We start from the raw sequence: 16,563 nt of genomic DNA on the forward strand, positions 1-16,563 counted from the left end.
TTGAATACAATGAGAATTGCTAATTCTTCATCTTATATTCATAGGGAGCCATTCCAACAACTTTTTTAAATAACCGGCTTATTGGAAGTAAAGGCCTGTACACAGCAGATTAGGTAAAGTAGCCGGTTTTTATCAGCGGGAAGATAGTATTATTTAGCTAGATTCTCTATCTTTGCTCGAAAATATACGACTATGATTACCGAAGAACTACAGAAACTTTATCAGTCATATACGGGCGTTCCCGCTGAAAACATAACAGAATTACCGTCTTCCGGTTCCAACCGCCGTTATTTTCGGCTGACGGGTATAGAAACATTGATTGGAGTTTACGGAGCTTCTATCGATGAGAATGAAGCATTTCTTTATATGGCAGGACACTTCCACAAATGTGGACTGCCTGTTCCCGAAGTGCGCATCGTTTCGGAAGATAAGACCTATTATTTGCAGGAGGATTTGGGCGATACTCTGTTGTTCCATGCCATAGAGAAAGGACGTGCTACCAGCGTCTTTTCAGAAGAGGAAAAAGAGTTGCTTCGCAAAACGATTCGTTTGCTTCCTGCCATTCAGTTTGCCGGGGCCGATGGATTTGATTTTTCCCGTTGTTATCCTCAACCGGAGTTCAATCAACGCTCCATTCTGTGGGATTTGAATTACTTTAAATATTGCTTCCTGAAAGCTACCGGTATGGAGTTTCAGGAAGATAAACTGGAAGATGATTTCCAGAAAATGAGCGATGTCTTGCTTCGCAGTTCTTCCGCTACTTTCATGTATCGTGATTTTCAGAGCCGTAATGTGATGATAAAAGACGGCGAACCGTGGTTTATCGACTTTCAGGGCGGACGCAAAGGCCCGTTCTATTATGACATAGCCTCTTTCCTGTGGCAAGCGAAAGCGAAATATCCCGATAGTCTTCGTAAAGAACTGCTGCAAGAGTATATGGAAGCTCTTCGCAAATACCAACCGATTGACGAATCCTATTTTTATAGCCAGCTTCGTCACTTTGTCCTTTTCCGTACGCTGCAAGTGCTGGGAGCTTATGGTTTCCGTGGTTACTTTGAAAAGAAACCGCATTTTATCCAAAGTGTTCCTTATGCCATCGAAAACCTGCGTGAATTGTTGAAAGAAGAATATCCGGAATATCCGTATCTCTGTAACGTTTTGCGAGAGCTTACCGGACTGAAACAATTTACGGACGATCTGAAAAAGCGGCAGTTAACCGTCAAAGTAATGAGTTTTGCCTATAAGAAAGGAATTCCTGATGACTCTACCGGCAATGGAGGAGGTTATGTATTCGACTGTCGCGCCGTGAATAATCCCGGTAAGTATGAGCGTTACAAACCTTTCACCGGACTGGATGAACCTGTAATCACTTTCTTGGAAGAAGATGGAGAAATACTCCGTTTCCTCGATCATGTCTATGCTTTGGTGGATGCCTCCGTGCAACGTTATATGGAACGCGGATTCAGCAATTTGTCCGTCTGCTTCGGTTGCACCGGCGGACAGCATCGTTCTGTTTATTCTGCCCAGCATCTGGCAGAGCACCTGAATCAGAAATTTGGTGTGAAAGTCGAACTGGTGCATCGGGAACAGAATATCGAACATACGTTTGAGGCAACAATCTAAGAAGAGTAAATATTAAAGAAGAAAGTAACCGAAAGAATGAAAGCAATGATATTTGCAGCCGGTTTGGGTAGCCGGCTGAAGCCGCTCACCGATACCATGCCGAAGGCTTTGGTTCCCATAGCCGGACATCCGATGTTGGAACATGTGATCTTAAAACTGAAAGCTGCCGGATTCACAGAAATAGTGATTAATATCCATCATTTTGGCGAACAAATACTTGATTTCTTAGAAGCCAATGAGAATTTTGGGCTTATCATACATATTTCCGATGAACGCGATCTGTTGCTCGACACCGGTGGGGGAATTAAGAAAGCCCGTTCTTTCTTTGAAAACTCCGATGAGCCTTTCCTGATACACAATGTCGATATTCTTTCAGACGTGAATCTGAAAGAATTATATGACTACCATTTACGAAGCGGTGCTGTTGCCACTTTACTGGCCAGCCAACGTAAAACCTCCCGCTATCTTCTTTTTGATACAGATAAGAGACTTTGCGGATGGATAAACAAGGATACGGAACAAGTGAAACCGGAAGGTTTTCAGTATGATTCTTCCCTTTATCAAGAATATGCATTCAGTGGCATCCATGTACTTTCGCCCGCCATTTTTCAATGGATGACCTCTCCCTCATGGGATGGAAAATTCTCTATCATGGATTTCTATCTTGCCACTTGCCGGCAAGTAAACTATGGTGGTTACTTGACAGAAAAGTTGCATCTGATTGATATAGGCAAACCGGAAACATTAGCGAAAGCAGAAGGCTTCTTATACCAAAATGCGAAATAAAGATACTGAAAGAGGCTAAAAGGCCTCTTTCTTTCTATGTAACAAAATATTAAAGTAACTTTGCTTGGATAAACAATCAATATTGTAATACTATACAAATTTTGCTGCATGGAACAGACTTTGGTAAATGGGATAGCTGATAACTTATTGCATAATATCTTTAATGACTTGTCTGTAGGCTTGGAATTGTATGATAAGGACGGTCTCATGATAGATGTCAATTATTCACGGTTGAGATCAATGGGGATAAAAGACAAAAAGGATATTTTGGGCTATAATCTATTCAACTACACCAGTTTCTCTGATGAAATCAAGGAACAGATCAGAAAAGGAGAAACAGTGCGTTTCATGGCAAAATATGATTTTGATGACTTGTGCCGTCTTTTTCCTACTAATCTGTCCGGTATAAAATTCTTCGAGATTACCGTTTCTTTTGTACATAATGATAAGTCTGAAATTACCAATTATATGGTGATAACTCAAGATATCACCGAACGTGTTTTGTGGCAAAACAAATATGATAATCTTTACGAAGAGGTTGTGCGTTCGAAAAAAGAACTTCTTGAGAGCGAACAAAGAATGATCCATTTGATTCGTCAGAATGAATTGGTATTGAACAATATTAATTCGGGATTGGCATATATTGCGAACGACTATATCGTACAATGGGAGAATATCTCGCTTTGTAGTAAAAGCCTTTCTTATGAGGCTTACAAAAAAGGAGAACCTTGCTATCTGACAGCCCATAATCGCACCACTCCTTGTGAGAATTGTGTGATGCAACGTGCCCGGAAATCCGGTCAGGTAGAGTCTATCTTGTTTAATCTGGATAACAAGCATGTCATAGAAGTCTTTGCTACTCCCATATTTAATGAACAGGGAGATGTTGACGGTGTCGTGATTCGTGTAGATGATGTTACCGAGCGGCAGCACATGATTGGTGAACTTGAAAAGGCAAGGAGCCGCGCTGAACAATCCGATAAGTTGAAATCCGCCTTTCTGGCAAATATGAGCCATGAAATTCGTACACCGTTAAATGCTATCGTTGGTTTTTCCGACTTATTGATGGTGACGGAAGATCAAGAAGAAAAAGAAGAATTTATTCAGATTATCAATGCCAACAATGAGTTGCTTTTGAAGCTGATTAACGACATACTGGATCTTTCGAAAATAGAAGCCGGCTCGGTAGAACTGAAATACGAAAATTTTGATTTGGCTGTTTATTTCAACGAATTAGCTGCTTCGATGCATCGTCGTGTAGTAAATCCGCAGGTTCGGTTAGTTCCCGTGAATCCTTATGAAACTTGTACCGTTCGTTTGGATAAAAACCGGTTAGCGCAGATTCTCACTAACTTTGTAACTAATGCTATCAAATATACCTCCAAAGGAATGATTGAAATGGGGTATGAAAAGATAGACGGAAATATTCGTCTTTACGTTCGCGATACAGGTATTGGTATACCGGAAGATAAAAAAGACAAGGTGTTCCATCGTTTTGAGAAACTGGATGAATTTGCACAGGGAACCGGATTGGGACTGTCTATTTGTAAAGCCATCGTTGAGGCTTGCAGGGGAGAGATAGGCTTTGAGTCGGAATTTGATAAAGGGTCTTTGTTTTGGGCGGTTTTGCCATGCCAGTTTAAGTCAGTTGGCAGCGAATCGACTTCTTCACGTCGGAATAATGAGAAGGATGCAGATAAAGAAAATGTTCTTGACTCCGAAGAAACAAAGAAAGTACCTAAAAGAGTACTGGTCGTTGAAGATATACAAAGTAACTTCTTTTTGGTATCTTCTATCTTGAAAAACAAATGCCAGTTGTTACACGCACCGAATGGACTGGAGGCAGTTGAGATTGTCCGTACCCAATCGGTGGATTTGGTACTGATGGATATGAAGATGCCTGTAATGGACGGGCGTACTGCAACCTCGGAGATCCGGAAGTTCAATGCTGAAATTCCGATTATCGCCCTGACTGCTCATGCCTTTGATGCCGACCGGGTAGCTGCGTTGAAAGCTGGTTGTGATGATTATCTGGTGAAGCCGATCAATGGTGCGAAGTTGATGCAGACGCTGAAAGAGTATGGTTGTTGAAAGGATGGGATTAAAAATATGCTGATCTGAAAAAGGGTATATTCTATTCTTTCAGTTTTTAATATATCAGTCACTTGTTTGTGGTGAAGGAAAAAACGCTCTGCATTTTGGATGAAAGAATGTAGGGCTGTTTGTTATCCTGGATAATTCCTGTCTAAAAATAAATAATTCCTCTGTATTGCTATCTATATGCTTACTGTTTGCCCGTATGTAGTTTGTTTTATCATTCTTATTTTGCGCGCATGTGATGATGAACTAGCCTATAAACGGGCTTTTCCAAGGGCTTTTATAACTTGGTCGGTGAGTATGGAAGGCTTTCTCGGTGAGGAAGGATGTGTTCCTCACCGAGGAATGGCTTATTGCTCACCGAGGAAAATCATTTATTTCTTTAAAGAAAACGCATATTATCTGAAAATATATGCTGTATTGTGGCAGTAATATGCATATATATGTGATAATATGGATGCTTTTAATTCCGGATTCCCATCTTCAACAGTTTTGTTTTCTTTCTTAATCTGAAAAAAAGAACATTTCTCTTGTTTGTTTGGAGGAATTGAAAGGGAGACGGCTTACTTAAAAGGCTATAAATCCGTAAAGTTTGGGATTGTTTTTTATGTTTATGGATTTAAATAGTTATCTTTGTACAAGAAAGGAGGTATATAATGACTGCTACAAAGAAAATAAAAACTCGGGAAGAACTTAGAGTTGAGGTAGTGAAGAAAATTACAGCTAATAAAAGGAATGCCCAATCTTTTCTAAAAAAAGCTGGAATAGTCTCTAAATCAGGTGAACTTACCAAAATTTATAGATGAAAGAAACATTATACTCACGTCGTTCTAATCTTGTTGTTGGCTTTCATGGTTGTGATCAATCAATTAAAGAACAAGTGTTTGAACATCTGGCGAGATTGGCAGCAGTTGCCGATCTTTCGGAAGAAAATCGTATCGCTTATGATAAGGCATTAGATCGATATAGAGTCAATCAAATCGTAGAGGAGGATGAACGGCGTAAAAACGAAGAGATGCGGAGAAAAGCGGCTGAAGAAGGGATGAAAGAAGGGCTAAAGGAAGGGATAAGAGAAGGAATAAAGGAAGGAATGGAGAAAGGGATGGAGAAAGGAGAGCAAAAGAAGCAAATTGAAATTGCTCGAAAGATGAGGGAGGACGGAATATCCATTGATACAATTATCAAATACACGGGTCTTCAATCTTCTGATATAGAAAACCTATAATATATCTTCGTAGGAAAATTGTTGTAGTTATATTAGGATAAAATATAAAAGAGGCGGGAATATTCAGGAATGAATACTTCCGCTTTCTTTTTTTGATTCGTAAGATGTCCAACAATGTCTATGATGTTTAGATATATCGATGAAATGGACGATTTTAGACAAATTTGGAAGAATCGTAGCTAAAATAGAACATTCTTTGCCTTTAATATAGCCTACATTTGTGGTAGTGATTGTCAAAAGGGACAGCACAATTATTAAATAAAGCTAATCTTAATTATTAAATTTATGAGAAACAAATTCCTATTTCTTTGTCTCCTCCTTTTTGGAACGTTGACAGCTTGTAAAGACACAAAATGGGTAGACGTTCCAACTGGTACTCCTCCTGAAGGTGCAATCACAGGAAAACCTGGTGAACCGGAAGAACCGGATAATCCTACTGTAAAATCATTCATTAATTGCTCTTATATTCGGGGGGATTTTTTTGAAATAAACCGTATTTCGGCAGCCAGTATGGGTGCTTGTACAGATTTGATTTATTTGGCAGCGCGTCCTTATGCAAATGGTGAGGTAGCTTTTGAATTGCCGTTGAATGATGCAACGATGACAAACGTATCTCATGCTGGCACTTTTCAAGGTCGTAATGGAGTGGTTAAATTTGAAGGAACAAGTCTTATGAATGGCGGTGATGGATTACTTCACTCTGCTGATGGAGCCTTTAATAAATTCACCTTTGGTACCTATATATATATAAGTGAATGGGTGGACGGAGCTTTTCTCTTTAAGAAAATGGATGGAAATTCCACGATTATTGCTTTTCAAATGGGTGCGACAGCTAATAGTTTGAAACTGTCTATTGGAAGTTCGGTTGCAACCGTTACCACTCCTGATCTGGCAACAGGCTGGCACTATATTGGGTTGACTTATGAACAGGGAACGGCTAAACTTTATGTAGATACAAACAATACTGCAATAAGTTTTGTAGGTGCTCTCCCTAATGAAGTACCTAATACACGTACTGATTTTTTGATTGGAGATAAATTTAAAGGTTATTTAGATGAAACTTTTGTAAGCAGTCTGGTAGTAGGTACATCAGGTAGAAACCCTATCACCTTTGACAATTGGAATAATTCAAAAATACTTGCTTACTGGAAATACGATGATGCCACGAAACCTGGCAAGGATTCACATTCCTGGCTGGGGCGTTTGAATAATATACGTACCGCTTTACAGGGACAACAGGGAGATAGAAGATTGCGCTTGGGCATTGCTGGTGGAGAATGGAAAAAGATGATGGCTGATGCCACTGCCCGTACAAGATTTGCTTCCGAGGTGAAGAAGATTATCGAACAATATGATTTTGATGGAGTTGATTTTGATTTTGAATGGCCTACAAATGCCAGTGAATATAATAATTATAGTGCAACTGTAATCCAAATGCGTTCTACATTAGGAAAGTATGTTTACTTCACCGCGTCGTTGCATCCGGTTTCTTTTAAAATTTCCCCGGAAGCTATTGATGCTCTGGATTTTATCTCTTATCAATGTTACGGCCCTGCAGTGATGCGTTTTCCTTACGAGCAATTTGTAAAAGATGGAGAAGCAGCTGTGGCATATGGAATCCCTAAGAATAAGCTGGTGATGGGAGTGCCTTTCTATGGTTCTACGGGTAGTCTGATTGCTGCCTATTGTGATTTCGTGAATGATGGTTTGGCTACTACGAATGAAGATACATATACATATAAAGGAAATACATATACTTTCAACAGTATAGAAACGATTCGCAAGAAAGCGAGGTATGTCTGTGAAGAAGACTATGCAGGCATTATGAGTTGGGATTTGGCAACAGATATTGACATAACCAATAATAAGTCTTTGTTGAAGGTCATAAAAGAAGAGTTTGAATATTATGCGAATCCGACGGAATAAAAGAGAATCTAAATTAATCAAATACAATATTATGGAAAAAAAGAAGTTCATGCGAGTACAGAAATTTTTGATTCTGTTTCTGATACTCCTGCTATCCTTTCCTTTGAGTGCGTTGGCACAGCAACAAATGATAAAAGGACAAGTGGTAGATGATAAAGGTGAAACCATTATCGGCGCCACAGTGATGGTGAAAGGTTCTAAAGATGGGACGCTGACTGACATTGACGGTAACTTTTCCGTGAAAGGGAAAGTAGGTAACACATTGGTTATTTCTTATGTCGGTTTTACTCCCCTTGAAATAAAGGTGACAAAAGCAGAAGGCAACCGATTTACGTTAAAAGAGGATACAAAAGTCTTGGATGAAGTGGTAGTAGTAGGTATGGATAAACAGAAACGAAGCACCATTACGGCGGCGGTGGCTACTGTAGGTTCCGATGCTATTGTCAACCGTCCGGTTACTGACCTCACGAGTGCCCTTCAGGGTAATGTAGCCGGTTTAAACTTCTCTTCTGATGCGGTTGCTAATGGGGTAGGCGGTGAGACCGGTGCCGAAATTAAATTCAATATTCGTGGTATCGGTTCTATCAATGGAGGCGAACCTTATGTATTGGTAGACGGAGTGGAGCAAAGTTTGCAGAACGTGAATCCTGCCGACATCGAAACCATCAGTGTATTGAAAGATGCTTCTGCTGCTGCCGTTTATGGTGCACGTGCCGCCTATGGTGTGGTTATCGTCACTACCAAAAGTGGTAAAAAGGAAAAAACACGTATATCATACAGTGGTACTGTAGGATTCAGTTCTCCTATTAATATGCCCCAAATGATGAATTCTATTGAATTTGCCAATTATCTGAACGAACGAGATGATAACGATGGAGTAAAACACTCGATTCCTGATGCGCTCATCGAAAAGATGCAGGGCTTTATGGAGAATCCTTATTCGGAAAAGTTCCCGGGCATAGGACCTAATGCGGACGGTACCGGTTGGGCAGGTTCTAAAGATGCTGTGTATGCCAATACCGACTGGTATGATTACTACTTTAAAAAAGCTTCCATCCGTCATTCTCATAATCTGAGCGTAACGGGAGGTTCTGATAAATTTAATTATTACGTAGGTTTGGGATATATTTACCAGGAAGGATTACTGGATCAAGTGGACGATAACTTGAGTAAGTACAATGTAAACTCGAAGTTTCAGATCCGAGCCAATAAATGGTTGAAGTTTAATTTCAATAATAACCTTTCGCTGAATATACTGAAGCGTCCGATGGCTAACCAGACCATTTTTTATGGAACTATCGGAAGCAGCTTTCCGAATTCTCCTACCCATCTTCCTGTAAAGTCGGAATATAATGACAATTCCGAATACCGTTATCTGAAACAATCGCATTATGTGCAGAACAGAATTTCTGATGCGATGTCGTTTGCCACTACGATTACTCCGCTGGAAGGTTGGGATATTGTAGGTGAAATGAAAGTACGCTTCGATGTGGAAAACAATGACTTCAAACGCGGATATCCCACTGCTGAAAAGCCTGACGGAACGTTGGATATAAGTAAGGGAACCAAGCAGGGGTATCAATATCCGGGCATGAACTGGAAAAACTCAAATTGGGGCTCTTATACACGCGGTAATACTTTCAACTACTACCTGTCTCCAAACGTATCGTCATCCTACACACATGCTTGGGGCGACCACTTCTTTAAGGCGATGGCGGGTTTCCAGATGGAACTGCAAGAAAATTCGAATGGTTATACTTATAAAGACGGATTGCTGACTAGTGATATATTCTCTTTTGTGAATGCTAACGGGCAAGTATTGGCAGGTGAAGACCGGACGCATTGGGCTACAATGGGTATGTACGCTAAACTGAATTGGAATTACAAGGAGATTTATTTTCTGGAATTCAGTGGACGTTATGACGGTTCTTCCCGTTTTGCTCCGGGAAATCGCTGGGGATTGTTCCCTTCTTTCTCAGCCGGTTATGACATTTCTCGTACCGACTATTTCAAAGCTTTGAATCTGCCGGTTTCTCAATTGAAAGTACGTGTTTCTTACGGTCGCTTGGGTAATCAGAATGGAGCGGGACTCTACGATTACCTTGGGATTCAGAGTTTGACCTCCGATTCACCCAATGCTTGGCTGTTGCCCGGTGTGCAAGCTACTCCTCAAAAAGGAACTTTAGCCACTACGCCTAAGATGATCAGTTCGTATATTACGTGGGAGAAGGTGGATAATGCCAACTTAGGTATCGACTTGATGTTGTTGGATAACCGACTGTCTATTACTGCCGATATTTATCAGCGTACCACGCGCGACATGATTGGACCTGCTGAAGCTATTCCGAATCTCGGAGGTATTAGTACGGATGACCGTGCGAAGGTCAATAACGCTACTTTACGTAATCGTGGTTGGGAATTGTCTGTAAACTGGCAGGACCAGCTAAAATGTGGCTTTAGCTATGGCATAGGATTCAATGTATTCAATTACAAAGCTGTTGTTACCAAATACAACAATCCGGAGGGATTGATATACAACAATCATACCGGTTTGGCAACTAATAAAGGATATTATGAAGGAATGGACATAGGTGAGATTTGGGGATATGAAGCGAATGATCTTTTTCTGTCCAATCGCGAAGTGGACGCATACCTAAGACAAGTAGATCTTAGTTTCTTTAAGTCCGGCGACAAATGGCAACGAGGCGACTTGAAATACATTGATTCTGACGGTGACGGTAAAGTGGACCCGGGTAAGGGTACATTGGCCGACCATGGTGATCTGAAAATTATCGGTAATGCCACTCCCAAATACAGTTTCGGTATCAATCTGAACGTAGGATATAAGGGATTTGAAATATCCACTTTACTGCAAGGAGTTGCCAAGAGAGATTTCCCGATGGCCGCCAGTACTTACCTATTCGGTGGTAAAGAATGGTTCAAGGAGCATCTCGATTATTTCAGTCCCGAGAATCCCAATGGATATCTACCTCGACTGACGACCGATGCCCAGACAACGAATGCCAATACGGGATACAATACTACCCGCTATATGCTGAATGCGGCATATATGCGTATGAAGAACTTGACAGTATCCTATACTTTTAAGCCTCAATTGTTGAAGAATATTGGACTAAGTAACCTGAAAGTATACTTTACATGCGATAACCTGTTTACCATCAGTAAACTGCCGAATCAGTTTGATCCGGAAACCCTTAATCAGGTGAACGCGTGGGCAGGCGGAAGTAACGCGGCTGCTCCGGGACTTACCTCGGCTCAAAATCAGAATGGTAACGGAAAGGTGTATCCGATGAACCGTAATTTCGTGTTTGGACTTGATTTTACATTTTAATTAAAGAGGAACGCTATCATGAAAAATAAAATAATTATCCTGACTGTTTTTGCAGGCTTACTGTTGTCGGCGTGTTCCGACTATTTGGACCGTAAACCCTATACGCAGCCTAACAATGAAGATTTCTTGAAAACCAGAGAGAATGTAGAGAGCTATATAAATAATTTGTATACTTCTCTACCGGCTCCGGCTCAATATGGTATTGGTGTCAGAGGAGAAGAGGTGAACAGTGACAATATCCTTTCGGAAAAGTATGATATGCGCCTGAATGGAGAGAATAATCAATTCAGTGGCTCTGACGATTGGAATAAAGGCTATAAAAACTTGCGTATGGTGAATTACTTTTTTCATTATTACGCAGTTTCCGAAGTGGACGAAACGGACGAAGTGCTTTCATTGAGAGGGGAAGCGTATTTCTTCCGTGCTTATTGGCACTTCTATCTGCTCACACGTTTTGGTAATATTCCCATTATGGATGACTTCTGGGATGGCAATGCTACGTTGGGCGGTTTGCAAATTCCTGCGACAAAACGTGCGGATGCAGCCCGTTTTATCCTGAACGATTTGAAAGCGGCTATTGGGTTGATACCGGAGGCTCGTGCTAATTTACATTCCCGCAGTAAATACAGTGGATTGCGTGTCAACAGAGAAACGGCCATGATTCTGGCTATGCGAGTTGCTTTGTACGAAGGTTCGTGGGAGAAGTATCACAAAGGAACTGATTTTGCAACGGAAGATAACTCTGAAGAGTTTTTTAAGGAAGTGATGAACTGGGGAGATCAATATTTGTTCCCGGTCGGACTGACTTTGCATATGACAGCAACCAATCCGAAAGCTACCAATATAGATGACGCTTTTTCGGAGCTATTCAATTCAAACGATCTTTCCAACATTAGCGAAGTGACTTTTTGGAAAAAATATTCAATAGCTGATGGCGTGTTCAATACCGTTACTCAACAGCTTAGCGGTGGAGTAACAGATAATGTGAAGCCTTCGGGACTATCCAAGTCTTTGGTGGATAATTTTCTGAATGTGGATGGTACGCCGGTTGACCCAACCGATGAAAAGTATAAGGACTTTAATGAGGTATTTAAAGATCGTGACGGAAGACTTTTGGCTATGGTGATGCATACCGGTTGTAAGTTCAAGTCTAATAGCTTGATGAATGTGAGAGCGTATGACGAGACAGGGACCGAAGCAGAACAAAAGGAAAAGAATAAAGATATTTCATCTCCGCGCTTGAATGGGGATGGAATTTACAAGAACGTGACCGGATTCCATACTCGCCTTGGCATTGATACGACCTATGTAACCGGCAATTGTGAAACGGCTCATGTCATGTTCCGCTATGCCGAAGGGTTGCTTTGTTATGCTGAAGCTGCTGCCGAATTAGGGCAGTATAATGATAACGTGGCAGAGAAAACATTAAAGCCATTGCGTCAAAGAGCCGGTGTGGCCTATGTTACTCCGGCGGCTGATCCTCACTTCCCTTTCCAAGGCCTGCCGCCGGCAGTGCAGGAGGTACGTCGGGAAAGACGTTCAGAGCTATCTCTGCAAGGTTTTCGTTTGGATGACTTGATGCGTTGGAGGGTAGCCGGTACGTTGAAAGGTGTGGAAGGACGCGGACGTGGAGCTTATCTGGGCAAAGACGGTGTGCTTTATCTGAGCTTTTCGCCTACATTGCGGAAAGAAGGACTGAATCATGTACTGACAGATAATGAAGGATGGATGGATCCGTTGAAAGAGTACTTGCCTGAAGGCTACAAGTTTAATGAAGATCGTGATTACTTGTTACCCATACCACCGGATGAAATCCAGATGGACCATGAGCTGAATCAGAATCCGGGATGGCCGACTAAGTAAGGGAACTGAATAAAATTCATTTATGATAATTAGATAGATAAAGATATGAAGAACATATTATATAAAATATTTCCGATATGCTTGTTGACCATGGGGTTGACCGGGTGTGAGGAAGAAACGAAATACCGTCCTCTACCGGAAATCGTGCCATTAACGATGAGCATCAATGACAACGCATTAGCGATGGGCGAACACTTGAAAGTGAATATAAATGTGGAACCGGATGCTGATGGCAAGGAGGTTGTAGCAAATGAAGATTTTGATATTTACTTTACGGCGAAAGCCGGAGCGGAAGATGCTTCGAATGTATTCGAACAGTTCAATGGAATCGTTACTTTTCCGAAGGGGGAAAAACAGATTCAGGTGGATTTCCCGGTAAAGGCATCCGGACTGACGGGTAGTACTGCTATAAACTTTACGGCTTTTGCCCGTGGTTATAAGATGGAAGGCTCCAGTCAGGTAATTAAGGTTTCCGATTATTATCGGATAATGGCATCATTGGAGAACAATGCGGAGAATGTAGTAATGGAAGGTGGTAAGTTTGTATTAGTTGCAAAGATTGAAAAACCAAGTTCCGTACCTCTTAATATGAAAATTACTCCGAAAGAAGGGGAAGGAGATAGGTATGAAAATTTACCTTCTACATTAACAATTCCTGCAGGAAGAACTTCGGCAAAAAGTGATGCTGTGACTATTAAACAGGATTTTGAAATGACAGGGGATTTGCAACTGGTATTGAATCTGGAGAGTGATTCTCCAGCGAATCCGATGATAAATTCTACTCTGACTATAACTATGACTGATTTGGAATCTATGGGAGATCCTAATCTGTTTGATATAACGAAGGTGTATGAATTCCCGGATAGGCCGTTTATGTCTGATAAAAATAAAACTGCAATTGAAAGTTGGTTTACGGGAGATAAAATAGCTATGAATAAGAATAGCGCTCATCCCACTTCAGCTTTGAAAGATAAAGATTGGGTATTATGCAATGCGATAGAGTTCCATTATATTAATAATAGTTTTAGTGGCGGAAATAATACCCCTAATGCTTTCGGACATCGTATTTCTTGGGCCTTTTCTGATATTAATGATGCACCGTCACAGAAAATACAAGCTGTGAATAATGCAAAATGTACAAATATAACCAATGAAGGTATTTTAAATATGTGGGTGGATAAAAATGTTCAGGGGACTGGTGCCATGACTGCTACCAAGGATTACGGTGTCGCCGCATTGCAATGTTCTAAATTTGGTGGTATTTTTGCCCCACAACATACTCGGTTCTTTCCTGGTATGAGAATTGAAGTGAAGGCGCGTTTGAGAGGAATACGGACTGGTTTTGTTCCGACAATCGGACTTAAAAATCAGAAAAATTCCCTTCCGAACACGAAAGATGAGATCGATATTCTCAAGAACACTCAAGGTTCTGTAATTACTCAGGCTGTAACTGTTGATAATGAGATAGGTTCAAAGAGTGTAGCAATACCTCAAGCGAATGAATGGAATATATATTGGGTGGAACTTGTGGATGAAAATATAATCAATTTAGGAATTAATGGAGCAACCAATCTGACTGTGAATCGTACACAATCTCCTGACAGGTGGCCATTCGACAAGGCTGGAACTCCTGCTACTGCTAATCCTGATCCTGCTACTGCTGCTGGTGGCAGTGCCGGTCTCTACTTCTTTATGAGATTGGCTGAAAGCTCGGAACGGGCTGCTGGTAAAGCGCCTGAAGGTTGGGATAATGTACTGAAAAGTATTGCCAATTGTGAAACGGATGATAATACGCCTCGAATGGAAATTGATTGGATTCGTATCTATACAAATAAGAATTATGTACAGACTGATGCTGAAAAAGTCTGGGCTAATCAGTTATTTTATTAATGCTATCTCTTTCAATTAGCTTTCAATAGTGTGAAATGAATTTTATGCCGGAAGCTATCGTTAGAAGGCGATATGCTTCCGGCTATTTATTAGTCAATTATGCAGAAATGGAGATTATTGGAAATTAAATGGTAATTTGTGGAAGTTAAATAGATGGCTGTCCTCTATCTTTGCTGACACAATCTTATACAAATTAGTATTTATGGAAAAATTGCAACCAAACTTATTCTTTCCTTTAGCAGGAGTAGCAGCTGTAGCTTCCTTTGCTTCCTGTTCAAACAAGCAAAAGCCTGTGGAACAGAAACCTTTGAATATCGTCTACATTATGACAGACGATCACACAGCTCAGATGATGAGCTGTTATGACACACGCTACATGGAAACACCCAATCTCGATCGTATTGCTGCCGATGGTGTACGCTTTACTCAAAGTTTTGTAGCCAATTCATTAAGCGGTCCCAGTCGTGCCTGCATGATAACGGGTAAACATAGTTGTGCTAATAAATTCTATGATAATACCACTTGCGTATTCGACAGTTCGCAACAGACTTTTCCGAAGCTGTTGCAGAAAATCGGTTATCAGACAGCACTGGTAGGTAAATGGCATCTTGAAAGTTTGCCTTCCGGTTTTGATTACTGGCAGATTGTCCCCGGACAAGGCGACTACTACAATCCGGATTTCATCACACAGAACAATGACACTATCCAAAAACATGGATATATCACGAACCTTATCACTGACGATGCCATTGACTGGATAGAAAACAAACGCAATCCGGAGAAACCTTTCTGTCTTTTGATTCACCATAAGGCTATTCACCGTAATTGGTTGGCAGATACTTGCAACCTGGCTTTGTACGAAGATAAAACCTTCCCGCTACCGGACAATTTCTTTGACGATTACGAAGGACGCCCTGCCGCTGCCGCACAAGAGATGAGTATTATGAAAGACATGGACATGATTTATGACCTCAAAATGCTTCGTCCCGACAAAAAGACCCGTCTGAAATCCTTATATGAGAAATATATTGGTCGTATGGATGAAGCACAACGTGCTGCATGGGACAAATTCTACACCCCAATAATAGACGACTTCTATAAACAGAACCTGCAAGGCAAGGAACTAGCCAACTGGAAATTCCAGCGTTATATGCGCGATTATATGAAGACGGTGAAGTCGCTGGACGACAATGTAGGTCGTGTACTCGACTACCTGAAAGAGAAAGGATTACTGGATAACACACTTGTTGTCTATACTTCCGACCAAGGATTCTACATGGGCGAACACGGTTGGTTCGACAAACGTTTCATGTATGAAGAATCCATGCGTACACCGCTTATCATGCGTCTGCCGAAAGGATTCGACCGCAGGGGAGACATCACTGAAATGGTGCAGAACATCGACTATGCACCTACCTTCCTCGAATTGGCAGGAGCAGAGATTCCTTCAGACATACAAGGTGTATCCCTCGTCCCCTTGCTGAAAGGCGAACATCCGAAAGATTGGCGGAAGGCTCTCTACTATCATTTCTACGAATATCCCGCTGAACACATGGTGAAACGTCATTACGGTGTACGTACAGACCGCTATAAACTGATTCATTTCTATAATGATATCAACTGGTGGGAACTCTATGACTTGCAGGCAGACCCGTCGGAAATGCACAATCTCTACGGACAACCTGAATATGAACCGGTAGTGAAAGAACTAAAAGAAGAAATGCTGAAACTTCAGGAGCAATACAATGATCCTGTCCGCTTCTCACCGGAGAGAGACAAGGAATAATACCAATGTACATAC

The 16,563-nt window shown here is 41.1% G+C and carries 9 protein-coding genes; all 9 read left to right on the plus strand.

Annotated elements, in window-relative coordinates; genetic code table 11:
* Window positions 1–192 precede the first annotated feature (192 nt).
* The 9 genes from KSX81_RS18590 (at window position 193) to KSX81_RS18630 (ending at window position 16,548) form a co-directional block, all read left to right on the plus strand.
* Entirely contained in the window at window positions 193–1,623 is a 1,431-nt protein-coding gene (locus KSX81_RS18590) for a phosphotransferase (RefSeq protein WP_004300822.1), read from the plus strand.
* Window positions 1,624–1,659: 36 nt separating this feature from the next.
* On the plus strand, window positions 1,660–2,409 hold the full coding sequence (locus tag KSX81_RS18595) for a nucleotidyltransferase family protein (RefSeq protein ID WP_004300821.1): 750 nt from the start codon (window positions 1,660–1,662) through the stop codon (window positions 2,407–2,409).
* 108 nt (window positions 2,410–2,517) lie between these two features.
* Window positions 2,518–4,500: a response regulator gene (locus KSX81_RS18600; RefSeq protein ID WP_217725749.1), complete on the plus strand. Its 1,983-nt coding sequence runs from the start codon at window positions 2,518–2,520 to the stop codon at window positions 4,498–4,500.
* Between the two features lie 808 nt (window positions 4,501–5,308).
* Entirely contained in the window at window positions 5,309–5,731 is a 423-nt protein-coding gene (locus tag KSX81_RS18605; protein WP_008648815.1) for a hypothetical protein, read from the plus strand.
* 285 nt (window positions 5,732–6,016) lie between these two features.
* Window positions 6,017–7,657: a glycosyl hydrolase family 18 protein gene (locus KSX81_RS18610; RefSeq protein ID WP_217725748.1), complete on the plus strand. Its 1,641-nt coding sequence runs from the start codon at window positions 6,017–6,019 to the stop codon at window positions 7,655–7,657.
* A 31-nt stretch (window positions 7,658–7,688) separates the two neighbouring features.
* Window positions 7,689–11,009, plus strand: coding sequence for a SusC/RagA family TonB-linked outer membrane protein (locus KSX81_RS18615; RefSeq protein ID WP_008999844.1), 3,321 nt, complete (start codon window positions 7,689–7,691; stop codon window positions 11,007–11,009).
* Window positions 11,010–11,027: 18 nt separating this feature from the next.
* A complete protein-coding gene (locus KSX81_RS18620) occupies window positions 11,028–12,872 on the plus strand; it encodes a RagB/SusD family nutrient uptake outer membrane protein (RefSeq protein ID WP_217725747.1) in 1,845 nt (614 codons plus the stop codon).
* Window positions 12,873–12,917: 45 nt separating this feature from the next.
* The gene (locus tag KSX81_RS18625) at window positions 12,918–14,762 is read left to right on the plus strand and encodes a DUF5006 domain-containing protein (protein ID WP_217725746.1); all 1,845 of its coding nucleotides are present in this window, start codon (window positions 12,918–12,920) and stop codon (window positions 14,760–14,762) included.
* Window positions 14,763–14,964: 202 nt separating this feature from the next.
* A complete protein-coding gene (locus tag KSX81_RS18630) occupies window positions 14,965–16,548 on the plus strand; it encodes a sulfatase (protein WP_128131230.1) in 1,584 nt (527 codons plus the stop codon).
* The last annotated feature ends 15 nt before the right edge of the window (window positions 16,549–16,563 follow it).

Source organism: Bacteroides sp. MSK.18.37 (assembly GCF_019129155.2).
Taxonomy (GTDB): Bacteria; Bacteroidota; Bacteroidia; order Bacteroidales; family Bacteroidaceae; genus Bacteroides; species Bacteroides ovatus.